Source organism: Oceanisphaera sediminis (assembly GCF_039539745.1).
GTDB lineage: Bacteria > Pseudomonadota > Gammaproteobacteria > Enterobacterales > Aeromonadaceae > Oceanimonas > Oceanimonas sediminis.
Genome location: NZ_BAABDS010000038.1, coordinates 34,477 through 58,285, shown reverse-complemented (window position 1 = coordinate 58,285; position 23,809 = coordinate 34,477). Strand labels below are relative to the sequence as shown.

The window sequence follows — 23,809 nt, the reverse complement described above, 5'->3', positions numbered from 1 at the left end:
CATGTTAGCTCTCGGCTGTATTGTCGGTCAGTTCAAACAGCGAACTGACACCGTATAAATCGGCCAGTGGATAAAAACTGGTCGGGGGGGATATCAGGGTCAGCGCCTTGTTGCCGGCGGCCAGCGCCTGACTCCATTGCACCAGAAAAGCCAGGCCGACCGAATCGATCTGCTTCAATTTGCTCAGGTCTGCCCGCTCGGCACCGAACAGGGTATGACGTTCGGCCCAGTAGGCCGGCAGCATATCCCGTGTCAGTTCCCGTTCGAGTTTCATTGGGTTCTTTCCAGCGGCGTCACCGGCTTATCGGTGTGCGCCTGCAACTGAAGGGTAACCTTGTCAATGCCGTTCTGACGGATAAGGCCGCTCAGCTCGGCCTGCTTGGCAGACAGCAGGCTGATGCCCTCGGCCACCATGTCGAACACCCGCCACTCACCGGTGCGGCCGTTCTGGCGCAGTTTGAACTCCAGTTTGATGGCCGGCTGGTTCGTCTCCAGCACCGACACCGGTACCGAGACCAGCTTTTCGCCCTTGGCGACGCTACCGGTACCTATGTCCAGCTGCTGCTCCTTGTAGGCCGCCAGAGCATCGGCATAGGTCACCACCAGGTAGTCGCTGAAGGCGGCAACAAAACGATCCCGTTGCTCGGGCGTGGTGTTGTTGAGCTGATTACCGATCACCCGGTAGGCGGAAAAACGCACATCCACCGCCGGCAGCATTTCTTCCCGCACTATGGTGCGCAGGTATTCCGGGTTGGCCTTGATTTGTGCCTGCTGTCGACTCAGTCGGTCAAAGGTACTCTGGGCGACTTCGTTCACCAGCACATAAGGATTGTCCAGCGAGATGGCACTGGCCAGCGGGGCCCAGAGCCCGGCCAGCATCAACAGCCCCGATATCAGTAATTTTTTCATTATTGGCTCCTAGGGAGTGGGCTTCGGCTCAGTTGTCGCCGATGGAATAAATGAACTTTCCAATCAGCTCTTCCAAGACCAGTGCCGATTGGGTATCCGTTATGGTGTCGCCGTCCTTGAGCATGCCGATGCCCATGTCCTCATCGGCAAAACCGGGGGTCAGCCCCAGATACTGCTCACCAAGCAGACCCGAGGTCTGAATGGCCGCCGTGCTGCTTTCGGAAAATTCACCGGCGCTGCGGCCGACCGTCAGCGTCACCACCGGCACCTGATCCTTTGCGTCCAGGCTTATCTGCGTGACTCGTCCCACCACCACGCCGCCTACCTTGACCGGAGAACGCACCTTGAGGCCTCCGATATTATCGAACTTGGCATAGAGGGTATAGCTTTCTCCCTGACCATTGACGCTGACACCGGCGACCTTGAACGCCAGCAGCAACAAGGCGCCGATACCGGCCAGCATAAAGCAGCCGACGCTGAATTCCAGTTTGCTGTATTTCATTGTTATTTACCCGAACATGACGGCGGTAAGGGCGAAATCGAGCCCCAGTACCGCCAGAGAAGAATGAACCACGGTACGCGTCGTGGCCTGACTGATCCCGGCCGCCGTCGGCTGTGCATCGAAACCGTTAAACAGGGCAATCCAGGTCACCACCAAGGCAAACACCAGACTCTTGATCACCCCCTGCATGATGTCCTGCTGCCAGTCGACCGCCGCCTGCATCGTCGACCAGAACCCCCCTTCGTCAACCCCCAGCCAATCCACACCTACCAGCTTGGCGCCCCAGATGCCGATCAGGCTGAACATCAGCGCCAGCAAGGGCATGCTGATAACACCGGCCCAGAAACGCGGCGCCACCACTCGGCGCAGGGGATCTATGCCCATCATCTCCAGGCTGGAGAGCTGCTCGGTCGCCTTCATCAGCCCCAGCTCGGCGGTCAGTGCCGACCCGGCCCGCCCGGCAAACAGCAGCCCGGTCACCACAGGACCCAGTTCCCGCAGCAGTGACAAGGACACCAGCGGGCCCAGGCTACCTTCGGCACCGAAGTCGACCAGCACGTTGTAGCCCTGCAGCGCCAATACCATGCCGATAAAAATGCCCGACACCAGGATAATGGCCACCGACTGCACGCCCACTATCTGTAATTGCTGTACCAGTAATGGAAAGTGTTTTCCGGGTTGTGGTCGCCCTACCAGCGCATGCATCAGCATGATGCCGGCGCGTCCGCTGGCGGCAATGCCCACCATTCCCTGTCGTCCCAGCCGCCCTATCATATCAATCAACATTGGTTAACGACTCCCTGAAAGAAGGCGCCGGGTAATGAAACGCCACCGGGCCATCCGCCTGCCCCTGCAAAAACTGAATCACCTGCGCATCGGTATGCTCACGCAGCTCATCCGGTGTGCCGGCGGCAATCACCTGCTTGTTGGCGATGATATAGGCGTAATCGGCAATATTCATCACCTCATCCACGTCATGGGTCACCACGATGGAGGTCAGCCCCTGGGCCCGGTTCAGCTCGGCGATCAGCTTGACCAGCACCGCCATGCTGATGGGATCCTGACCGGCAAAGGGTTCATCATACATGATCAGCTCGGGATCCTGTGCAATCGCCCGCGCCAACGCCGCCCGCCGCCCCATGCCGCCGGACAATTCGGACGGCATCAGCCTGGCCGCGCCACGCAGACCCACCGCTTCCAGCTTCATCATTACCAGGGTACGAATCATGGCTTCCGGCAGGCCGCTGTGCTCGCGCAGCGGAAACGCCACGTTGTCGAATACCGACATGCCGGTGAACAGGGCGCCGCTCTGAAACAGCATGCCCATGCGCTGGCGCACCTGATAGAGACGGGAGCGGCCCATAGCGGGAATCGATTCGCCATCAAACAGCACATCACCGCTGCTCGGCTTTATCTGGCCACCGATCAGGCGCAACAGGGTGGTTTTACCGATACCGCTCGGGCCCATGATTGCGGTGATTTTGCCTTTCGGGATCTGCAGATTAATCCGGTCATACAGGGTCCGGTCGCCATGGCTGAAGCAAAGATCCCTGATTTCGACGAGGCTCTGGCTCACACTGATTCCCCAATGAAAAGAAGGAATTGTATGAGTTCCCCGCAGGATGGGCAACCAAGCCGACGGCTTTTCCTTTGCCGATGCGCCATTCCCTGTCTTCTTATACCAATCCCACTAAACAAATGATCTATTTCATTTTTGTATAAAAGTCGAACAAAGGGCCCGCTCCGCCGACTCGCCGTGAATCCCTCCCTGGAGGCTCAGCCGCGCCATCCATGGCGCGGATGGTCGGCTGAGCAGATCCCTTTGTCCTCCTAGATGCAGCAGAGTCGCCTGTTGGTGCTGCTTTCGGGCAACTCGATGCTCGAGAAGAGGCAACAGAGATCGATTCCCACGACCGTGAAATGCCAGGGACGGCATTTCCGAGCCCCCATGGGGCAGCTTGCTGCCATATATCTTTGCTGGGTAATGGACCGAATATCCAGTGAATATTCGCAGCCGTTGCCCGGCAAAGATGGCTAGCCCAGTGGCGTGTCGTGGGAGGCGGCTGTGTTGCCTCTGATCTGAGGCCTTAATATGATCAGATCATTAGGGGTTGGTATGAGACGCCTCTCAGCCCCCTACCGTTTTTGTTACACCAGTCGCTTATCGGCACAAGCTTTTCTATAATGGCGCCGCCTAAGGTGTGGAGAAAGCTATGACTGCAGAATTTGATTATCGGAAAACCGCCAAGCAGGTACTGGATATTGAAAAGGCAGCCATCGATGGCCTTTATCAATATCTGGACCAGGCTTTCAATCATGCCTGCCGGCTGATGTTCCAGTGTCCGGGAAAAGTCATCGTGACCGGCATGGGTAAATCCGGGCACATCGCCCACAAGATTGCCGCCACCCTGGCCAGTACCGGCACGCCCGCCTTTTTCGTGCATCCGGGCGAGGCCAGCCACGGGGATCTCGGCATGATCGGCAAGGACGATGTGGTGCTGGCCCTGTCCAACTCGGGTGAGAGCAGCGAAATCATTTCTCTGCTGCCGGTGCTCAAGCGCCGCGGGCTGCCGTTGATCTGTCTGACCGGCAACCCCGCCTCCACCATGGCACGAGAAGCCAACGTGCATCTGTGCACCCGGGTGGAGCAGGAAGCCTGCCCGCTTGGCCTGGCTCCGACCGCCAGCACCACCGCCGCCCTGGTGATGGGCGACGCCCTTGCCGTTTCCCTGCTGGAAGCCCGCGGCTTTACCGCCGATGACTTCGCCCTCAGTCACCCCGGCGGCGCCCTCGGCAAGCGCCTGCTGCTGCGGGTGGGCGATGTGATGCACAAAGACGATCAGGTACCGAAAGTCGGACTGGACACGCTGATTATCGACGCACTACTGGAAATCGGCCGCACCGGTCTGGGCTTTACCGCCGTGGTCGATGACCGGCAAAAACTGGTGGGTATCTACACCGATGGCGACCTGCGCCGCACCCTGGATCATAAAATCGATCTGCATCACACTTGCATCGCACAGGTGATGACCCGCAGCTGCACCACGGTACACGCCGCCATGCTGGTGGCAGAAGCGGTCAATCTGATGGAAGAAAAGAAAATAAGCGGTCTGCTGGTGCTGGATGAACAACAGCATCCAGTGGGCGCCTTCAACATGCACGATCTGTTACGGGCAGGAGTGATCTGATGGAACAACCAAGCCTTTACGGCCCGGTGGCCGGCGACGTCTGGCAGCGGATGGCCGGGATAAAACTGCTGATCTGCGATGTGGACGGCGTGCTGTCCGACGGCATGATCTATCTCGGTAATCAGGGTGAAGAATACAAAAGCTTCTGCACCAAGGACGGTTTCGGCATCAAGGCGCTGCTCAACGCCGGTATTCAGGTGGCGGTAATCACCGGGCGGGACTCCCGCATCGTCAGCGAGCGCATGGCTTCACTCGGGGTCACCCATGTTTATCAGGGTCAGAGCGACAAGATACACAGCTATCGCGCCCTGCTGGATACCCTCAAGTTCGGACCGGAGCAGGTCGCCTATATTGGCGATGACGTGGTCGATTTGACGGTGATGCTGGACTGTGGCCTGGGCGTGGCGGTGGCCGATGCTCACCCGCTGGTGCTGCGACAGGCCGACTATGTTACCCGCATCGACGGCGGCCGAGGCGCGGTGCGCGAAGTATGCGACCTGCTGCTTGAGGCGCGGGGCGAGCTGGAACAGGCCAGGGGCATGAGCCTGTGAGCCGCCAGATCTGGTGGTTTGGTGGCCTGTTTCTGGTCGCGCTGGTCTGCTGGCAGTGGTTTCGGCCGGTCACCGATGCCCCGGTCAATCAGCAGGATTATCAGCCGGATTTTATTGCCAAAAACCTGCGCAGCGTGCAATACAACCAGCTGGGTCTGCCCTACCGCGGACTGGATGCGGAATATGCGGAGTACTACCAACCGCTGGCCATGACCCTGATGGAAAAACCTGTTATCTTGCTCTATTCGCCCGATGGCCAGCCCCAATGGCGGCTGAGCGGTGACGAGGGCATGCTCAACACCAATGATAACGCGGTACTGAACGGCACCGTGGTCGGCCGGGGGCTGCAACCGGATGCCCTGGTGAGAACCCTGACCACCGAATATCTGGAACTGGATTTTATTAAGAATCAGCTGCGATCCAACCGGAACGTACAACTGAACAGCCCCACTTATCAGGCCCAGGGCCAGGGGCTGCTGGGCAAGCTTGATCAACAAACGGTGGAATTACTGCATGAAACCCGGGCAACCTACTTTACTCCTTAGCATCGGTGGCCTGCTGGCCCTCGGCCTGAGTCTGGCCGAGGCCAAAGAGGCAGACTTCAACCAGCCGGTGACCATCGATGCCGGTCGTCAGCTGGTGGAGCTGGTCGACAACAAGGTCACCTTCAGCGATCGGGTCGTGGTCAAACAAGGCACCATGGATGTGCAGGCCGACAAACTGGTGGTGATCCGCAACGACCAGGGCCTGCAATCGATGACCGCCCACGGCGCACCGGCCACCTACTATCAGGTGCTCGACAGCGGCCAGCCGGTCAAGGCCGAGGCCCGGGAAATCCACTACGATATGAAGGCACGCACCATCACCCTGCTGAAGGAAGCGAAGCTCACGCAAAACGACAATATCGTGACCGGCTACCGAATCCGCTACCATATCGACAAGGAGCAGATGGAAGCCGAAAGCCAGGGCGGAAAAGACCGCGTCACCACCATTTTTCTGCCCGAACAACTGCAGGACATAAATAAAAAAGAGACGCAGAACTGATCATGGCAACACTGAAAGCCCGCGGGCTGCAGAAAAGTTACAAGGGCCGCCAGGTGGTGGCCGATGTCAGCCTGACCGTCAACACCGGTCAGATCGTCGGCCTGCTCGGTCCCAACGGCGCCGGCAAGACCACCTCCTTCTACATGATAGTGGGCCTGGTACAGCGCGATGCCGGCAGCATCACCATCGACGAACAGGACATCAGCCATGAGCCCATGCATGTGCGAGCCCGGGCCGGTATCGGTTACCTGCCCCAGGAAGCGTCCATTTTTCGGCGCCTGAGCGTGGCCGACAACCTGATGGCGGTGCTCGAAACCCGCCAGGATCTGGATGCCGCCGGCCGCGACGAAAAAATGGAGCAGTTGCTGGAAGAGTTCAATATCACTCATATCCGCGACAGCGCCGGCATGAGCCTGTCCGGTGGCGAGCGCCGCCGGGTGGAAATAGCCCGGGCGCTGGCGGCCGATCCGCGTTTCATTCTGCTGGATGAGCCCTTCGCCGGGGTCGATCCCATCTCGGTGATCGATATCAAGAAAATCATCCTGCACCTGCGTGATCGCGGCCTGGGCGTGCTGATTACCGACCATAACGTGCGTGAGACCCTCGATGTCTGCGAACGGGCCTACATTGTCAGCCACGGTCATCGTATCGCCGCCGGCACACCGACCGAAATACTCGCGAACGAGCAGGTCAAGAAAGTCTATCTTGGTGAACAATTCAGCCTCTGAGCTGGCCCGCTGAAGACCCATGCGGTTGACATAGAAGGACTTTTCTACAATGAAGCCAACTCTTCAGTTACGTCTGGGGCAGCAACTGACCATGACCCCCCAGCTGCAACAGGCCATTCGCCTGCTGCAGCTGTCGAGCCTGGAGCTGCAGCAGGAAATTCAGCTGGCCCTGGAAAACAATCCCCTGCTGGAGCAGGAAGAGCCGGACAGCATAGAAGTGGCCGACGGTGGCAGCGACGAGCAAATGGCTGCCGATACCTCCATGGAGCAAAGCCAGCTGTCCGACGAACTGCCGATGGACACTCATTGGGATGATATCTATACCGCCTCCTCCGGCAGCAGTGGTAACGGCGGCCTGCCCGAAGGAATGGAAGATACCGTCTATCAGGGAGAAACCACCGAAACGCTGCAGGATTACCTGCTGTGGCAGATGCAGCTGACCCCCTTTAGTGAAACCGATCAGGCCATCGCCCTGGCCATTATCGACGCCATCGATGACGCCGGTTATCTGACCCAGGATCTGGAAGATATCCTCGCCGCCGTCTCCGGTGGCGACCAGGAAATCGAGGCAGACGAGGTGGAAGCGGTGTTGAAGCGCATTCAGCACTTCGACCCTGTCGGCGTCGCCGCCCGCAGCGTGCAGGAATGCCTGCGCATTCAACTCGAGCACTTTCCCGCCGACACTCCCTGGCTGAACGAGGCCCGTCTGGTGCTTGAGCAACACATGGATCTGCTCGGCAACCGGGACTATCGCACCCTGCAACGTAAAACCAGGCTGAAGGAAGAAGAACTCAGGGATGTGCTGGCCCTGATCCAGCAGCTGGAGCCCAGGCCCGGCAACAGCGTGATTCAGAGCAGTTCCGAGTACGTGATCCCGGATGTGGTGGTGACCAAACGCCAGGACGTCTGGGTTGCCGAACTCAATCATGACGCCATGCCCAAGGTACGGCTGAATCAGACCTACGCCGCCATGGCGCGCCAGCCCAGAAACAGTGAAGACGGCCAGTTTATTCGTAACCATTTGCAGGATGCCAAATGGTTTATCAAGAGCCTGGAAAGCCGAAATGAGACCTTGCTCAAGGTTGCCAATTGTATTGTTGAACAACAACAGGCATTCTTTGAGTACGGGCCCGAGGCCATGAAGCCGATGGTGCTGAATGATGTGGCCGAAGCGGTGGAAATGCACGAATCCACCATCTCCCGAGTGACCACGCAGAAATTCATGCATACCCCCAGAGGGGTGTTCGAGCTGAAGTATTTTTTCTCCAGCCATGTGGGTACCGACAGTGGCGGAGAATGTTCGTCGACGGCAATTCGCGCCCTGATCAGGAAACTGGTCGGTGCGGAAAACCCGGCCAAGCCACTGAGCGACAGTAAAATTGCCCAGTTGCTGGCCGAACAGGGGATACAGGTGGCCAGGCGGACCATCGCCAAGTACCGGGAGTCGCTGGCCATCCCCCCTTCCAATCAGCGTAAGCGCCTGATGTAAAGGCAGATCTAGAAGGAAGACGATATGCAAATAAATCTGACTGGACACCATGTAGAAGTCACCGATTCCCTGCGTGACTATGTGAACAGCAAGTTTGCCCGACTGGAGCGTCACTTCGACAACATCACCAATGTACACGTCGTCCTCACCCTGGAAAAATTGCAGCAGGTGGCCGAAGCCAAAATGCATCTCAGCGGCGGTGAAATTTTTGCCAACGCCCAACATGACGACATGTACGCCGCCATCGATGGCTTGATCGACAAGCTCGATCGCCAGATCATCAAACACAAAGAGAAGCTCAAGCAAAAATAACCATGGAAGTCGCCGACATACTGAGCAGGGACTGCACCCGCAGTGCAGTCCCCTGCACGAGCAAAAAACGAGCTCTCGAAATCATCAGCGAGCTGGCCGCCCTGCATCTCGATATCAGCAGCCAGCAGCTGTTCGACTGCCTGCTGGCCCGGGAAAAAATGGGCAGCACCGGCATCGGCAACGGTATTGCCATTCCCCATGGCCGTATCAGCAATGACAACCAGGCGACGGCGGTGCTACTCACCTTTGCCGAGCCGGTGGAGTTTGATGCCATTGACAATCAGCCCGTAGGCCTGGTATTCGCCCTGCTGGTACCGGAACAAGAATGTAAGCAGCATCTCAAGACGCTGTCATTGATTGCCGAAAAGCTCAGCAACAAACAGGTCTGCAAGCAGTTGCGCCAGGCCGGCAGCGATGACGAGCTCTATCACATCATGGTGTCTTCCTGAGGAGAACAATATGCAGCTGGTGATCGTCAGTGGTCGTTCGGGCTCGGGTAAAACCGTGGCCCTGCGTGTGCTCGAGGATCTGGGTTATTACTGTGTCGACAACCTGCCCGTCGAGCTGCTGCCCGAGCTGGTACAGATGCGTCGGCGCGAACCCGGTGAGGTGGCGGTCAGCATCGATGTACGCAACCTGCCCGACAGTGCCGACAAACTGGAAGCCTGTCTGGCCGACATCGGCGCCATGGAAGGGGTCAGCCTGTCCAGTATTTTTATCGACGCGGACAATGCCGCCCTGATCCGTCGCTTCGGCGACACTCGCCGGCTGCACCCCTTGTCTCGTCACAGCCTGACCCTGGACGAAGCCATCCGTCAGGAAACCCACCTGCTGGCGCCTCTGTCTTCCACCGCCGATCTGCGTATCGACACTTCCGATCTCAGTATTCACGATCTGAGCGAAATTATCCGCGCCCGTATTCTCGGCAAGAAGGAACGGGAACTGAACTGGGTATTCGAGTCTTTCGGCTACAAATACGGTATTTCTCAGGATGCGGATTTCGTGTTCGATGCCCGCTTTCTGCCCAACCCCCACTGGATAGCCGAGTTGCGCCCTTTCAGCGGCCAGGACGAGCCGGTCGCCAGCTACCTGAGCAGCCAGCCCGAGGTCACCAAATACCTGTGGCAGATTGAAAACCTGCTGGTCACCTGGATGCCGCACCTGGAACGCAACAACCGCAGTTACGTGACCGTCGCCATCGGTTGTACCGGTGGCAAGCACAGATCCGTGTATATCGTCGAGCAGCTCGCACAGATATTCCGGCAAATGGGCAAAAGCGTACAACTGCGCCACCGGACCCTGGAAAAGCAACATGACTAGAATCGAGCGGGATCTGCAAATCGTCAACAAGCTCGGGCTCCATGCCCGAGCCGCCATTCAGCTGGTACAGTTAACCCAGCAATTCGATGCCACCGTGACCGTTTGCAACCAGGAAAAACAGGCCCCGGCCAACAGCGTCATGGGCTTGCTGATGCTGGAAACCGCCCAAGGGCACGCCATTCGCGTCGTTGCCGAAGGGCCGGATGCAGAAGCAGCCATGAACGCCGTCTCCCGCCTGGTCGCCGACCGCTTCAACGAATCAGAATAATTCCCCTATCGCCTTCCCCCCGCAGAAGGCTGGAGTCCGGATGACAGAATCATTAGAAAAGCCAAGAACGCAGGATCATCTGGACACCATTACCCAGGCGCTGAACAGCGGCATGTTCGTGCACGTTCGCCGCATGCTGCAACAGATGCGCCCCGGCGACGTCGCCTGGCTGCTGGAGTCCTCTCCCTCTCCCAGTCGCAAGGTATTGTGGCAGCTGATCGACCCGGATGAATACGGCGAAATCCTGGAAGAGCTGTCGGAGGAAGTCAGAGACGGCATCATCCGGCTGATGGATCCGGGCAAACTGGCCGCCGCACTGGAAGACATGGAGTCGGACGATCTGGCCTATGTACTGCGGGATCTGCCCGAGCAGCTGTTCAATCAGGTACTTACCCAGATGGATGAGCAGGATCGGCAGCGGGCCCAGCAGGCGCTGTCGTATCCGGAAGACACCGCCGGCTCCATCATGAATACCGAGTTCATCACCCTGCGGGCCGATGTCAGCATCGAGGTGGTACTGCGCTACCTGCGCCTGCATACCGAACTGCCGGAGGGCACCGATACGCTTTATGTGGTCGATCAGAATAACCGGCTGCTGGGCGATATTTCCCTCGCCAGTCTGGTGGTGCAGGATCCGGCCACCACGGTTGCCGAGGCCATGGATACCCAGGTGGAAGCCATACCGCTGACCATGACCGACACCGACGTGGCCAACCTGTTCGAGCGTCACGACTGGCTGTCGGCGCCGGTGGTCGATGAGGACTATCAGTTGCTGGGCCGTATCACCATCGATGACGTGGTGGACATCATTCGAGAGGAAGGCGAACACTCGATGATGGGCATGGCCAAGATGGACGATGACGAAGATACCTTCGCGCCGGTACTGACCAGTGCCCGCCGTCGTTCCATCTGGCTCACCGTCAACCTGGGCTCGGCCCTGCTCGCCGCCAGCGTCTCCAACATGTTCGAGGAAACCCTGTCACAGCTGGCTACTCTGGCGATTCTGATGACCATAGTGCCCTCCATGGGCGGTATCGCCGGCAATCAGACCCTGGCATTGGTGATCCGCGGCATGGCGGTCGGCCATATCGGCGACAGCAACGCCCGTTGGCTGCTGACCAAGGAAGCGCTGGTGGGGCTGTTCAACGGTCTGCTGTGGGCGGTGATGGTGGCGGTAGTGGTGAGTCTGTGGAAAGGCAGCTGGGAGATAGGCCTGGTACTGGCCTCGGCCATGTTTATCAATCTGTCGGTCGCGGGGCTGGCCGGCGCCGCCATTCCGCTGGTGATGCGCAAGCTCAATATCGACCCGGCGCTGGCCGGCTCCATGGCCCTGACCACCGTCACCGACATCGTCGGTCTGTTCTCCTTCCTGGGTCTCTCGACCCTGATCCTGCTGCACTGACCGGGAATAGGGAATAGCAGTAGATTGGCGATAAGCGCAGCTCCCAACCCAGGCTCCTGGTAAGAAGGAGGGAACGGGAACTGGTGATTAGGGACTCGCTCCCGAACTTCCAGTCCCTAATCCCAATTCCCTGCAGTTACTGTCCGGCGATTTTCATCTCGTCGATCAGTACAGAGCCGGTCTGCAGGCTGGAACGGGTTTCCACGTCGGTGCCGATGGCCTGAATGCCCGCAAACATCTGCTTCAGATTACCGGCGATGGTGATCTCTTCCACCGGATAGGCGATTTCGCCGTTTTCCACCCAGAAACCGGCCGCGCCACGGGAATAGTCACCGGTAACGATATTCACGCCCTGGCCCATCATCTCGGTTACCAACAGACCGGTACCCATCATCTTCAGCAACTGCTCCAGGCTCTGGCCGCTGTTCGCCACCGTCCAGTTGTGAATACCGCCGGCGTGTCCGGTCAGCGCCATGCCGAGCTTGCGGGCCGAATAGCTGGTCAACAGGTAGGTTTTAAGCTCACCCTTTTCGATGATGTGGCGCTCTTGAGTACGCACCCCTTCGTTATCAAACGGCGAGCTGGCCAGCCCCTTGTGCAGATGCGGCTGTTCGTGAATGTCGAACCAGTCGGGGAAAATCCGCTCGCCCAGCGCATCGAGCAGAAAGGAAGACTGGCGATACAGGTTACCGCCGCTGATCCCCATCACCAGATGACCGAACAGGCTGGCGGCCACATCCGGATGAAACAGCACCGGCGCCCGGGTGGTGTCGATTTTACGACCGCCCAGGCGGCCCAGGGTACGGCTGACCGCTTCGTCCGCCACCTGCTCGGGCGTCCAGAGATCCCCGAAGCTGCGCGCCGAGGTATAGCCGTACTCCCGCTGCATGTCGCCATCCTGCTCGCCGATCAGCACGCAGCTCATGCCGAAGCGGCTACCGGCGTAACCCTTGATGAAGCCGTGACTGTTACCGTAAACCTTGATGCCCAGATTACTGGAAAAGCTGGCGCCGTCCGACTGCTTGATACGAGGATCCCGGCCCAGCGCCTGCTGCTCGCAGCGCAGGGCCAGTTCGATACCGTCGGCAGGCTCAAGCTGACGAGGAAAACACAACTCAAGCTCCGGTGCATCCCAGGCCAGGGTATCGGCATCGGCGATGCCGGCGAAGGGATCGGCGGTGGTATAACGGGAAATATCCAGCGCCGCCGCCACGGTGCGGGTGATGGCATCGGGGCGCAAATCGGACGTGGAGGCCGAGCCCTTGCGGCCATCCCGGTAGACGGCGATCCCTAAGGCACCGTCCTTGTTGAACTCGATATTTTCCAGTTCACCGTTACGGGTGTTGACCGAAAGCCCGGTCTGCTTGCTGATGGACACTTCGGCGCTGTCGGCGCCCAGTCGTTTGGCGCTGTCCAGGGCCTGCTCTACGGCCAGCTCTAGCTGGCGCTGTTCGGTTTGAATTTCTGCTGGGGTCATGATTCACATCGCTGGCTCAGTTTGGAGTTAGCATAACAGACCCCTGCGCGCCTTGGGAGAAGCTGGTAATATATATGTATATGTTAATCGAGACGGAAAAACTATGAGCCAGCACGACGCCCCCAACGGCCACGATGATGAAATCGAATGGGTCAGTAAAAGCGAGATGAAGCGGGAAAGCCGCGCCCTGCAAAAACTGGGGGAGTCGCTGGTCAAGCTTCAGCCTCACGAACTGGCCAAGGTGCCACTGGACGAAGATTTGCTGGAAGCCATAGAGCTGGCACACAAGCTTCACAACAAGCGGGAAGGTCTGCGCCGCCACATGTCCTATATCGGCAAGCTGATGCGCACTCGGGACGTCACCGATATCCAGAAAGCATTGGCGGGCTTCGAGCACAAGAGTGCCGTTGCCAATGCCCATTTCCATAAGCTGGAACTGTGGCGTGACCGGCTGATCAAGGAAGGCGACAAGGGCGTCAATGCCCTGCTGGCCGAGCACCGCAATCTGGATCGGCAAAAGCTGCGCCAGCTGGCGCGTCAGGGCCGCAAGGAGCTGGCTGCCGGTCTGCCCCCCCAGGCCTACCGCGAGCTGTTCCAGTATCTGAAACAGACCCTGGGCTCAGACCCTTCGTAATTACTGCCACACCGGAATGAAGATGCAGACAGCACAACGGGAGCCTGGGCTCCCGTTGTTATTAATAGGCTCGGCAGTTAAAAACACATACCCGCCGGTTTTTTACCCATTTTACGTAACTTGGCACATTCACGGGCATCAACACCGTCGCCCCTGCTTGCCATTTCCTGCACTACAGGCTGCTGCACATTTAGCACCGAACCGGCCTGAGCCGGCATCAACATCAACCCTAGAACAGAGGCAAAGGCTATCGATAGCAATGTTTTCATCATTATCGCCTCCAGTTTGCTTCCACGCATTCACGTGACTCAGCAAACATTAGACACCGCATCGGCCCCGAATCGCACAGAAAAAAACCGTTAACCTATGGTTAACAATCAGGTTGATAATCAACCAGAGAGCTTACTGAGTACCACCCACCGTCATTCGATCCAGCTTGAGGGTTGGCTGACCGACACCCACCGGTACGCTCTGGCCTTCCTTGCCACACACACCTACACCGGCATCCAGCGCCAGATCGTTACCGACCATGGACACCTGGCTCATGGCCTCGGGACCATTGCCTATCAGGGTGGCACCCTTGATTGGCGCGGTCAGCTTGCCGTCTTCGATGAGATAGGCCTCGGAGGCGGAAAACACGAAGCGTCCGGAGGTAATATCCACCTGACCACCGCCGAAGTTGGGCGCATAGATGCCCTTCTTCACGCTGCGGATGATCTCTTCCGGCGGTGTCTCGCCCGGCAACATATAGGTGTTGGTCATCCGCGGCATCGGCAGATGAGCATAAGACTCCCGCCGGCCGTTGCCGGTGGGCGCTACGCCCATCAGCCGGGCATTGAGCTTGTCCTGCATGTAGCCCTTGAGCGTGCCGTTTTCGATCAGCACGTTATAAGCGCTTTCGGTACCTTCATCGTCGATGGTCAGCGAGCCGCGGCGGTTGGCCAGGGTGCCGTCATCCACTATGGTGCACAAACCGGAGGCGACCTGTTCGCCGATACGACCGGCGTAGGCGGAGGAGCCCTTGCGGTTGAAGTCGCCTTCCAGTCCGTGTCCCACCGCCTCGTGCAGCAAGACACCGGGCCAGCCGGCGCCCAGCACCACCGGCATGGTACCGGCCGGAGCGTCTATCGCTTCCAGATTGACCAGCGCCTGACGTACCGCTTCTTTCACATAGCTCATGGCTCTGGGCTGGCCGTCCAGCTCTTCCAGAAAATAGTCGTAGCCGACCCGGCCGCCGCCACCGCTGCCACCCCGTTCGCGCCGCCCCTTGCGCTCCACCAGCACCGAACAGTTCAGCCGCACCAGCGGGCGCAAATCGGTGGCCAGGGTGCCATCGGTAGCCATCACCAGTATCTCTTCATACACACCGGAAATGGAGGCAATCACCTGGGTGACCGCCGGATCCAGGCTACGGGCGAAAGCATCCATCTGCTGCAACAGGGCAATCTTCTGCTCCCGGGTCAGGGTATCGAGCGGGTTGAGACCAAAATAACGCGGCGCAATGGCGCGTTCGCGGCCAATCTGGAAGCGACCATCGCCGCCCTGTTCGGCAATGCCCCGGGCGGCGCTCACCGCTTGATCGAGCGCCGTTGCCGTTAGTTCGTCGGAGTAGGCGAAACCGGTCTTTTCACCGCTGACCGCCCGCACACCTACCCCCTGCTCTATGTTGTAACTGCCATCCTTGACGATGCCGTCTTCCAGCACCCAGGACTCGTGCACACTGTTCTGAAAATAGAGATCGGCAAAATCGATCTGATGCCGGCTCAGTCGGGCCAGCTGGGCGTCCAGCAGCGCCATATCCAGTTCGTTCGGGATCAGCAGGCTGCGATTAATCTGTTCAATACTCATGCTTGTCTCTCCAAACCGCGCTCAGGCGGGCATGTTGTGCAACCGGCATCTGACGGCGAATGCGTGACAGTCGTTCCGGCTCCAGCGGGGCGACCACCAGTCCCTCGCCATTGGGCAGGCAGGCCTGAACCTCGCCCCAGGGATCGAGAATCACCGAATGGCCCCAGGTCTGTCGTTGGCCCTGTTCGCCATAGAGGCCCGCCGCCAGCACATAACACTGGTTTTCGATGGCGCGGGCCTGTAACAAGGGCAGCCAGTGCGCCTGACCGGTGACCCGGGTAAAGGCCGCCGGCACCATCAGGATCTCGGCACCCCGTTCACGCAACGCCCGGTATAACTCGGGAAAACGTAAATCATAACAGATAGACAACCCCAGACGCCCGAAGGGACTGTCGATCACACACAGTTCGTCGCCGGGCGCATAGGTGGCCGACTCCCGATAGCTCCCCTGATCATCGGCGACATCCACATCGAACAGGTGCAGCTTGTGATAATGACCCATTCGCTCGCCCCGATCGTTATAGACCAGACTGGTGGCGTGCAGCCGTTCGCTGCCCTCGATACGGGTCGGCATGGAGCCGACCAGCAGCCAGATGCCCAGTTCGCGGGCCCATTGACTGAACCGGGCCTGTATCGGGCCTTCGCCCAGCGGCTCGGCCAGCTGCCGCGCCGCCGCCTTGCTGCCAAACACCACGGCATTTTCCGGCAGTTGCACCAGCAAGGGACGCGTCGACGGTAATTGCTCCAGCCAGCTTTCCAGCCTGGCCCGGTTTTCCGGCCAGTCGGGCCCGGCCGTTATCTGTATCGCAACCAGTTCCATGGCGTACTCCTTATTCGTTACCGGGTACGGCGACCCGTTTTCGCTCCCGTTCCAGCTCGGTCACCTTGGGCCGTTCCAACGGGCCCTCTACTCGGTAGCGAATGCGGGTAAACACATCCACCACCGGGCCCAGCACCTTGGACAGCGCCAGCACGTAAAGCCCGGTCACCGGGGTGACCGCAAAGGCCGCCAGCACCGGCAGGTTGCCGGTGAGATTGGGTGTAAACTCCAGACGATAATCGAGCCGCTCCGCCGCCAGATCCACCCGTCCGCCGCCGCGCAGGTTACCGGCTGCCCCATCAAGGGCCAAATCGTCGTTCTGTAATACCCCGTTGTGCAGCGCGCCGCTGGCGCTGATACGATCAAAATAGAAACCCTGCTCGAACACGTCACGAAAGTCCAGTCTTAGCCGACGCAATACCGACTCCATGCTCAGTACCGACAACAGACCGGCGCCCCTGTCGTTCACTTCGCGCAATACACCGGCATCGGTGTCGGCTTTCAGTTGACCGTTAAGACTGGCCAGATCCGGTCGCCAGGGTACATCCAGCCAGCGCAGTTGCCCTTCGAGTCGGGCCGGCGTTTCGCTGAACGGCGACGCTTTACCCAATGCCTGCCACAGCCGCTGCAACGATGAGGTGCTGCTTTGCCACTCCAGTCGGCTCAGGTTGCCGCTCTGATGCTGCAACCACTGGCCATGAGCCCGGGCCTGCAGCAGCGGGCCATCCAGACTCAGTTCGGTCAGCTGCATCCCATTCTGTTCCGGCTGGGGGCGTAATTCAAAAGCCACCTTGCCCAACGCCAGCTGCTGCCAGCGGCAGTCGTCACAGCGAAACTGCACGGCCGGCAGCCGGTCGGGGGTTACCCCGTCTGGCACAGCAGCGGATTTTACTGTTGATACAGCGCTTGGCGCACTCGCATTCGGCGTCAGCCAGAGTCGCCTGAACTGCGCCTGCACCGGCTGATTATCACCCCAGCTCAGGGTGCCATCCGCCTGCTCGGCGGTCACATTCAGCTGCTGTCGCTGCCTCTCCGCCGGGCCAATCGACAACCTAAGCTGGTTAAGGGGATACTGCCAGAGCCGAGCCCGACTGGCCTGCACCGACACCCGGTAAGGGGTCGGCCAGGTAATTCGGGGGCTGGCACCCGGCGGCAAGGAGGCATCGGGGCCGGAAGACGCCGGTTGTGCATCCCTTAACAGCACCAGCCAGTCATCCAGCGGTAAGTCCGCTACCCGCACCGCGATATCCAGTGGTGCCCGAGGCAGAGTGGGCTGAACGCCGGCCCCGGCCGACAACCACAGCCGCTGCACCCTGGCACCGTTCGGCCCGAACCCCACCCCGGCCAGCCCGCGAATCTGCTCACCCAGGGTCAGCTCAATCCGCGCCTGCTGACCATCCCCCGTCAGCTCGAGCTGACTGGGCCAGGCTTGGTTGCCGGCCTTGTTCAGCGGCGGTGGCAGGCGGCTGGAAAGCCCCTGCAGCGCCGAGTCGGCCTGAAAGCGATAATCCAGCTTGCCTCCCTCCGCCAGCGTCAGCTTGAGTTTGCCGCGCCAGTCGGCCGCGCCGTCCAGCGCCTGCAGCGGCGGGTAAGCTCGCGCCAGCGCGGCGGCCTGCAGCCGCCCCCGCATATCGATACCTACCTCGTAGCCGGCGGCAGTCTGCTGCCCACGGTAATCCAGCTGCAGCGGTTGTCCGTTCCAGTTGGCCTCCATGCCCTCGAAGCGGGTCTGCCGCTCATCGAACAGCAGGCGGCCACTCACCTGATCGAGCGGCAGATCCAGCGGTTTTACCCGCACCCGGTTGCGTGCAAAGTCGACCTGGCCCGCTACCGCCACCGGGCCGCCGTGCAAGGGAATCGCCAGCGCCAGCCGGCCCGTCAGGGGACCCGTTACCTGCACCTGCTCCAGAGTGGTCCCGACCGAGGCCGCCAGAGAGGAGTTCTGCAGATAGGCGGTGACCGCCTCACCGGCGCCTGCAATGTCGGCACTGAGTTCGAGTTTGGCCGCCTTGTTCAGCGGCACTATGCGCGCATCGATGGCGCGGGCATTTACCGCGCCCAGGCGCCCTTCCGGCCCCCGCATGTAGAGGCCATCATTTTCAAACAGCAGATCCAGGCTGAGATCGGTCAGCGGTTGCCAGTGGGGATCGAAGCGAAATTCGGCCTGGCGCAGCGGCACCCGGGCCTGAAAAATACCGCTGTCATCGTGATAGGGAAACCCGGTGAGTCGCCCGTACCAGAGCACTTCGGCACCCTCGGCCTGGCCACCACGAATGGCCCCCTGCAGATAGTTCACCAGGCGTGAGCCCATCAATGGCTCGGGAAAATAGCTGAAGGCCCGTTCGGCTCGCAAGACATTCACCCGCGCCGAGGTACTGAGCAGAGGTGCGCCCCGGCTCGGCAACTGCAGGCTGAACCAGCCCTGCAGCGCCAGGTCGGCGGTATTCACTTCCAGTTCATCGCTCCACAGCAGCCAGCCGTCCGGCTGCTTTTGCCAGCGCAACCCGGTCGACAACCGCTGCATCGGCCAGGGCTCGCGAAAGACACCGTCATAGACCCAGTCGGCCGCCGCTTGCTGGTTCAGGCTCAACTGGCCATGATCAGCGGCCAGCAGAAAATCACCGTTAAGGCCCCGGGTTTGCGGTGTCCACTCGAAGGCGCGGGTGCTGACGTCTTCCAGCTCGCCCTGCCAGCGCCAGTCGTCACCGGCGGCGGCAGAGGAAAAATAAAGGTTGGCCAGATGGCCGCGGGGGGCAATGCCGGCCAGCTGACGGGCACTGGTCGGCCAGAAGCTTTCGCCCCACTGGGCCAGCAGGGCAAGGTCGGTAAAGGTCAGTCGATCCAGATAACCGTGCAATCGATCCTGCTGCCGGTCTAGCTGAAGAGACCAGCTCGGCCAGGTATCGCCGTCGACACTGATATCGACATCGCTGCTGGCGAGCTGCCAGCCGGCATCGGTCGGTTGCCACTGCAACCGGCCGCCATCCACCAACACCTGATGATCATCGCCCCAGCGCAACCGGTTTTCACCCAGTTCCAGCACCCCGGCGCTTAGCCGGCCCTGCTGCCACTCCAGCCATAATTCGAAGTCGAGATCGGCGCTCACCGATGAATCGGCGGGGCGAATACGGGAGAGGACGGCGGAAGCATCGACGTCATCGGCATGCAGATAAATACTGCCGTCGAGTCGGTCAACCGGTCCGGTGAAACGGCTGCTGAGGCGCACCTGTTGCTCGGCGTCGGGACCAAAGCCCAGACGGCCCCGCCCCTGATGCAAACCGGGCGCATTCTGCCAGTGCAGGGCGGGAAGGTGCAGTTCGAACAGGTCCTGCTGCGGTGTGGTCACCACCAGCAGGGCATCGTTGAGGGAAAAGCGTTCCACTCCCTCGAGCGCCAGCTGGGGCAACCAGCTCAAGTCGGGAGGCCGGACGGCATTCTGCTCGCCGCTCAGATTCAGCGGCAAACGCAGACCATCCAGGGTCAGTTCATTCAGTACCGGCCGCCACTGACGCAGACTTTGCCATAACTGCACGCTCACCAGGGCCCGCCGCAGGGTGATGGCCGGCGCATCCTGCGGGTGCAGGCTGACCTCGTTCACCACCAGTACCGGGCCGTAATCCTGCCAGCTTAGGCCCAGGCGGCCCACTTCCAGCGTCAACTGCTGCTCACTCGACAGCCGGTCCAGCCATTGTTGTTGCCAGCCGGCCAGCCAGGGCGAGCCAAAGCGCAACAGGGTGACCAGTACCGCCAGCAGGACCGCCGTTGCCGCCAGTCCCAGCCAGGCCCAGCTCAAGCCCCGCCTGAACAACACAGACACTACATCATCACCACGTCGAACTGCTCCTGGTTATACAGGGGTTCGCTGCTCACCTTGACCTGCTTGCCGATAAACACTTCCAGCTCGGCCAGCATGTGGGACTCGTCTTCCTGCAGGGCGGACGCCACCGCCAGCGAGGCATAGACCACAAACTTGTCGGCGTCATAAGCCTTGTTGACCCGGGTTATCTCGCGCAGTATTTCGTAGCTGACGGTTTCCACCGTTTTGACTCTGGCCCGGCCATTGCACTCGGGGCAGGCGCCGCAGAGCACATGTTCCAGGCTTTCGCGGGTGCGCTTGCGGGTCATTTCCACCAGCCCGAGCTGGGAGAAACCGTTGACGTTGGTCTTGGCCCTGTCTCTGGACAAGGCCAGCCCCAGGCTGTGCAGCACCCGCCGTTTGTGATCCTCATCGTACATATCGATGAAATCGATGATGATGATGCCGCCCAGATTACGCAGCCGCAGCTGGCGGGCGATGGCCTGGGTGGCTTCGGTGTTGGTATTGAAAATGGTTTCTTCGAGATTGCGGTGGCCGACGAAGGCGCCGGTATTGATGTCGACCGTGGTCATGGCCTCGGTCTGATCGATGATCAGATAACCGCCGGACTTGAGTTCGACCTTGCGATCCAGCGCGCGCTGAATTTCGTTTTCCACGTCATAAAGGTCGAAAATCGGCGAACTGCCATGGTAATACTCGATCTTTCCGGACAGCTCGGGCACGAATTCCTCGACGAAGGTACACAGTGTCTCGTAGGTGGCGCGCGAGTCGACCCGAATCCGATCCAGTTCGGCACCGACGAAGTCCCGCACGATGCGACAGGCCAGCCCCAGATCTTCATACAGCATGGAGCAGGAGCGGTATTTGCCACGTCGTTCCAGGATCTTGCGCCACAATCGCTTGAGAAAGGCGGCATCCTGCGCCAGTTCATTCTCGCCGATGCCTTCGGCGGCGGTACGAATAATGTAGCCACCCTGTTCGTCGACGTAACCACCCACTATCTGCTTGAGCCGCTCCCGCTCCTGCTCCGAGTCGATACGCTGGGAAACCCCCACATAGGCGCTGCCCGGCATGAACACCAGATAGCGTGAAGGTAGCGTGATATCGGTGGTCAGGCGCGCGCCCTTGGTGCCCAGGGGATCCTTGACCACCTGCACCATGATGTCCTGGCCCTGGCGAACCAGCTCGGCGATGTTGCCAGCCTGGAAGTGCGCCTGCTCCCGGGTGTCTACGCATTCGGTATGGGGCACTATGTCGGAAGCATGCAGAAACGCCGCCCGCTCGCCGCCAATATCGACGAAGGCCGCCTGCATACCGGGCAGTACCCGACTGACCTTGCCTTTGTAGATATTGCCGACGATGCCCCGCCGGGCCTGACGCTCCACATGCACTTCCTGCAGAATACCGTTTTCCACCAGTGCCACCCGGGTTTCCGCGGGGGTCATATTGATTATCAGTTCTGCAGACATGCGAGCTCCGCCCATAGGTGAATAAAATGGCCTCTAAACTACCATAGAATGGCGGACAGATAAGGGATCAGCCCAACAAAACCCCACCCCGGCGCAACAGGGCTTCGGTTTCCACCAATGGCAAACCGACCACGGCGCTGTAACTGCCGTTGATGCGGGACACGAAACGCCCGCCCAGCCCCTGAATACCGTAACCGCCGGCCTTGTCGGTCGGCTCACCACTGGCCCAGTAACGCGCGATGTCGGTGTCGCTCAGGGGGCGAAAACTGACCTCGGTGGTGACCAGCACCACCTCGATATGCCCCTGCCAGGCCAGCGCCATGGCGGTCATCACCTGATGGCTGCGCCCGGACAGCCGCCGCAGCATGGCCATACCGTCGGCCTTGTCGGTCGGCTTTTCCAGCACATCGCCATCCAGTACCACTATGGTATCGCCGGCCAGCACCGGCAGCGGCTCGGTCGCCATCGCCGCCCCGGCGGTGGCCTTGTCCCGGGCCAGGCGTTGCACATAGTCGACCGCCGTTTCCGTGGGCCGACGTTGCTCTTCGACCCGAGGCAGGACCAGCTCGAACGGCACCTCCAGCTGAGACAGCAGTTCACGGCGACGGGGCGAGGCGGAAGCAAGGTAAAGCAGAGGGGACATGAATGGGCTCACGACAGGGCGAATTGCCGCCGGCATTTGCGCAGCAGCAGAAAAATCCAGGGCCAGAACACCATGCTGCTGACGATGGACCAGAAATAGTGGTAATCAAGCTGTATATCCCGGTTTACGTAGGCGGCCCAGAAAATCAGCACTTTATTTAAAATCGCCAGGGCGCCAACCACGAAGGCCTGCTGCCAGACCGAATAGTTGCGCATACGCTGAAACTGGGACGCGGCCAGATACACGGGGATCACCAGCGCCAGCGCATGCACGCCCAGCACGGAGCCGAGCAGCAGATCCAGCATCAGACCGGAGAAAAAGGCGGTACCCACGTTGGCCCGGTGCGGCAGGGCTATGGTCCAGTAAATCAGCGTGACTAGCAGCCAGTCGGGACGAAAGGGGGCGATCAGCTCCGGCAGCGGCAAAATGGACAGGATCAGCGCCAGCAGCAGGCTGATACCAATCACCAGCCGCCCTTTCAGGGAAAAGCTTCTCATCGACGTCATTGCGGGGCTCCTTCTGCCGCCGGCGAGGCCGCGACGTCATCCACATCGATGACCTGTGGTTCCGGCCACAGCAGCAGCAGGTAACGCACCCTATCGAGGGCGGCAAAGGGTTTTACCCGAATATCGGCAAAGGGCTGACCTTCTTCGTAGCCGACCCGGCTGACCCGCCCGACCGGATATCCTTCGGGAAAACGCCCCGCCAGGCCGGAGCTGAGCAGTACATCCCCTTCGCGGATATCGGTGTTACGGGTAATATTGTGCAACAGCAGCCGATCGAGCTGGCCACTGCCACTGGCGATGGCCCTGATGTCGTTACGCGCCACCCGCACCGGTATGCCATGGCTGGTGTCGGTGATCAGCAGTACCCGGCTGGTGGTCTTGCCTACCGAAATCACCTGCCCGACCACGCCCTGCTCATTGAGCACCGGCTGGCCTTCAAATACCCCGACCAGGCTGCCCTTGTCGATCACCACCTGGTGAGAGAAGGGATCCGTGTCCACCGCCATGATCTCCGCCACCATGCGGCGGGTATCGAAGCGCACCGGCGAGCCGAGCAAATCTCGCAGGCGCTGGTTTTCCTGCTCCAGGTGACGCAGCCGCAGCAGATCGTCACGCAGCAGGAACAGTTCCTGCTCCATGCGCTGGGACTGGGCCAGCAGAGACTGGCGCGACATCAGCTGACTGGAGGCGGAGTCGAGCAGCAATCGCGGGCTGTTGGCCACATACTGCAGCGGGCTGACCAGCGAGTTGAGATAGACCTTGGCTTCGGTAAAGCTGTGGTAGCGGCTGTCGGCGATGATCAGGACCAAAGAGGCCACCACCGCCAGTGCCAGGCGGATAGGAAGGGAGGGGCCACGACCGAAAATCGGTTTCATAAGAGAA

General features: G+C 60.2%; 26 protein-coding genes. 12 read left to right on the top strand and 14 right to left on the bottom strand.

Features of this window, described 5'->3' with window-relative positions; translation table 11 throughout:
• Positions 1–4 precede the first annotated feature (4 nt).
• From ABD827_RS12745 to mlaF, 5 genes are read right to left on the bottom strand one after another with little or no spacing between them, the layout of a single operon-like run.
• Positions 5–274, bottom strand: a complete 270-nt coding sequence (locus ABD827_RS12745) for an STAS domain-containing protein (protein ID WP_344965122.1) — start codon at positions 272–274, stop codon at positions 5–7.
• On the bottom strand, positions 271–912 hold the full coding sequence (gene mlaC / locus ABD827_RS12740; protein ID WP_298721204.1) for a phospholipid-binding protein MlaC: 642 nt from the start codon (positions 910–912) through the stop codon (positions 271–273). Before mlaC ends, ABD827_RS12745 begins: the two co-directional genes overlap by 4 nt.
• Before the next feature lie 25 nt (positions 913–937).
• Entirely contained in the window at positions 938–1,411 is a 474-nt protein-coding gene (gene mlaD / locus ABD827_RS12735; protein WP_298721025.1) for an outer membrane lipid asymmetry maintenance protein MlaD, read from the bottom strand.
• 6 nt (positions 1,412–1,417) lie between these two features.
• Entirely contained in the window at positions 1,418–2,197 is a 780-nt protein-coding gene (gene mlaE, locus ABD827_RS12730) for a lipid asymmetry maintenance ABC transporter permease subunit MlaE (RefSeq protein ID WP_298721022.1), read from the bottom strand.
• Positions 2,187–2,987: a phospholipid ABC transporter ATP-binding protein MlaF gene (gene mlaF, locus ABD827_RS12725; RefSeq protein ID WP_344965121.1), complete on the bottom strand. Its 801-nt coding sequence runs from the start codon at positions 2,985–2,987 to the stop codon at positions 2,187–2,189. The genes mlaE and mlaF overlap by 11 nt, the downstream gene beginning before the upstream one ends.
• A gap of 637 nt (positions 2,988–3,624) precedes the next feature.
• Here mlaF and ABD827_RS12720 point away from each other — a divergent pair.
• From ABD827_RS12720 to mgtE, 11 genes are read left to right on the top strand one after another with little or no spacing between them, the layout of a single operon-like run.
• The gene (locus ABD827_RS12720) at positions 3,625–4,599 is read left to right on the top strand and encodes a KpsF/GutQ family sugar-phosphate isomerase (protein ID WP_344965120.1); all 975 of its coding nucleotides are present in this window, start codon (positions 3,625–3,627) and stop codon (positions 4,597–4,599) included.
• Entirely contained in the window at positions 4,599–5,150 is a 552-nt protein-coding gene (gene kdsC, locus ABD827_RS12715) for a 3-deoxy-manno-octulosonate-8-phosphatase KdsC (RefSeq protein WP_425567998.1), read from the top strand. The genes ABD827_RS12720 and kdsC overlap by 1 nt, the downstream gene beginning before the upstream one ends.
• Positions 5,147–5,695 carry an LPS export ABC transporter periplasmic protein LptC gene (gene lptC, locus ABD827_RS12710; protein WP_344965119.1) on the top strand — a complete coding sequence of 183 codons (549 nt, stop codon included), beginning with the start codon at positions 5,147–5,149 and terminating at the stop codon, positions 5,693–5,695. Before kdsC ends, lptC begins: the two co-directional genes overlap by 4 nt.
• Positions 5,664–6,194: a lipopolysaccharide transport periplasmic protein LptA gene (lptA, locus tag ABD827_RS12705; RefSeq protein ID WP_344965118.1), complete on the top strand. Its 531-nt coding sequence runs from the start codon at positions 5,664–5,666 to the stop codon at positions 6,192–6,194. Before lptC ends, lptA begins: the two co-directional genes overlap by 32 nt.
• A 2-nt stretch (positions 6,195–6,196) precedes the next feature.
• The gene (lptB, locus tag ABD827_RS12700; RefSeq protein WP_298721008.1) at positions 6,197–6,922 is read left to right on the top strand and encodes an LPS export ABC transporter ATP-binding protein; all 726 of its coding nucleotides are present in this window, start codon (positions 6,197–6,199) and stop codon (positions 6,920–6,922) included.
• Positions 6,923–6,971: 49 nt separating this feature from the next.
• Positions 6,972–8,411 (top strand): RNA polymerase factor sigma-54, encoded by a 1,440-nt coding sequence (locus tag ABD827_RS12695; RefSeq protein WP_344965117.1) that lies wholly within the window; start codon positions 6,972–6,974, stop codon positions 8,409–8,411.
• 24 nt (positions 8,412–8,435) lie between these two features.
• Positions 8,436–8,723 (top strand): ribosome hibernation promoting factor, encoded by a 288-nt coding sequence (hpf, locus tag ABD827_RS12690; protein WP_344965116.1) that lies wholly within the window; start codon positions 8,436–8,438, stop codon positions 8,721–8,723.
• Positions 8,724–8,725: 2 nt separating this feature from the next.
• Positions 8,726–9,172: a PTS IIA-like nitrogen regulatory protein PtsN gene (gene ptsN, locus ABD827_RS12685; protein WP_344965115.1), complete on the top strand. Its 447-nt coding sequence runs from the start codon at positions 8,726–8,728 to the stop codon at positions 9,170–9,172.
• Between the two features lie 10 nt (positions 9,173–9,182).
• Positions 9,183–10,043, top strand: coding sequence for an RNase adapter RapZ (gene rapZ / locus ABD827_RS12680; protein ID WP_298720995.1), 861 nt, complete (start codon positions 9,183–9,185; stop codon positions 10,041–10,043).
• Entirely contained in the window at positions 10,036–10,311 is a 276-nt protein-coding gene (locus tag ABD827_RS12675) for an HPr family phosphocarrier protein (protein WP_298720993.1), read from the top strand. Before rapZ ends, ABD827_RS12675 begins: the two co-directional genes overlap by 8 nt.
• A 40-nt stretch (positions 10,312–10,351) precedes the next feature.
• Positions 10,352–11,713 carry a magnesium transporter gene (mgtE, locus tag ABD827_RS12670; protein ID WP_344965114.1) on the top strand — a complete coding sequence of 454 codons (1,362 nt, stop codon included), beginning with the start codon at positions 10,352–10,354 and terminating at the stop codon, positions 11,711–11,713.
• A gap of 136 nt (positions 11,714–11,849) precedes the next feature.
• On the opposite strand, the gene pmbA is transcribed toward mgtE, so the two are convergent.
• On the bottom strand, positions 11,850–13,190 hold the full coding sequence (pmbA, locus tag ABD827_RS12665) for a metalloprotease PmbA (protein WP_344965113.1): 1,341 nt from the start codon (positions 13,188–13,190) through the stop codon (positions 11,850–11,852).
• A gap of 103 nt (positions 13,191–13,293) precedes the next feature.
• On the opposite strand from pmbA, the gene yjgA reads away from it, so the two are divergent.
• On the top strand, positions 13,294–13,824 hold the full coding sequence (yjgA, locus tag ABD827_RS12660; RefSeq protein WP_298720984.1) for a ribosome biogenesis factor YjgA: 531 nt from the start codon (positions 13,294–13,296) through the stop codon (positions 13,822–13,824).
• Between the two features lie 77 nt (positions 13,825–13,901).
• Here the strand turns inward: yjgA and ABD827_RS12655 are convergent, their stop codons facing one another.
• The 8 genes from ABD827_RS12655 to mreC form a co-directional block, all read right to left on the bottom strand.
• Positions 13,902–14,096: a hypothetical protein gene (locus ABD827_RS12655; RefSeq protein WP_298720981.1), complete on the bottom strand. Its 195-nt coding sequence runs from the start codon at positions 14,094–14,096 to the stop codon at positions 13,902–13,904.
• 130 nt (positions 14,097–14,226) lie between these two features.
• Entirely contained in the window at positions 14,227–15,672 is a 1,446-nt protein-coding gene (gene tldD / locus ABD827_RS12650; RefSeq protein WP_344965112.1) for a metalloprotease TldD, read from the bottom strand.
• Complete coding sequence (locus ABD827_RS12645; RefSeq protein ID WP_344965111.1) at positions 15,662–16,492, bottom strand: carbon-nitrogen hydrolase family protein; 831 nt, start codon at positions 16,490–16,492, stop codon at positions 15,662–15,664. The genes tldD and ABD827_RS12645 overlap by 11 nt, the downstream gene beginning before the upstream one ends.
• A gap of 10 nt (positions 16,493–16,502) precedes the next feature.
• Complete coding sequence (locus ABD827_RS12640; RefSeq protein WP_344965110.1) at positions 16,503–20,285, bottom strand: YhdP family protein; 3,783 nt, start codon at positions 20,283–20,285, stop codon at positions 16,503–16,505.
• Between the two features lie 23 nt (positions 20,286–20,308).
• Complete coding sequence (gene rng, locus ABD827_RS12635) at positions 20,309–21,778, bottom strand: ribonuclease G (RefSeq protein ID WP_298720966.1); 1,470 nt, start codon at positions 21,776–21,778, stop codon at positions 20,309–20,311.
• Positions 21,779–21,845: 67 nt separating this feature from the next.
• Positions 21,846–22,421, bottom strand: a complete 576-nt coding sequence (locus ABD827_RS12630; protein ID WP_344965108.1) for a Maf family protein — start codon at positions 22,419–22,421, stop codon at positions 21,846–21,848.
• A gap of 8 nt (positions 22,422–22,429) precedes the next feature.
• On the bottom strand, positions 22,430–22,927 hold the full coding sequence (mreD, locus tag ABD827_RS12625) for a rod shape-determining protein MreD (protein WP_425567997.1): 498 nt from the start codon (positions 22,925–22,927) through the stop codon (positions 22,430–22,432).
• Complete coding sequence (gene mreC / locus ABD827_RS12620) at positions 22,924–23,802, bottom strand: rod shape-determining protein MreC (RefSeq protein WP_344965107.1); 879 nt, start codon at positions 23,800–23,802, stop codon at positions 22,924–22,926. Before mreC ends, mreD begins: the two co-directional genes overlap by 4 nt.
• Positions 23,803–23,809: the final 7 nt, after the last annotated feature.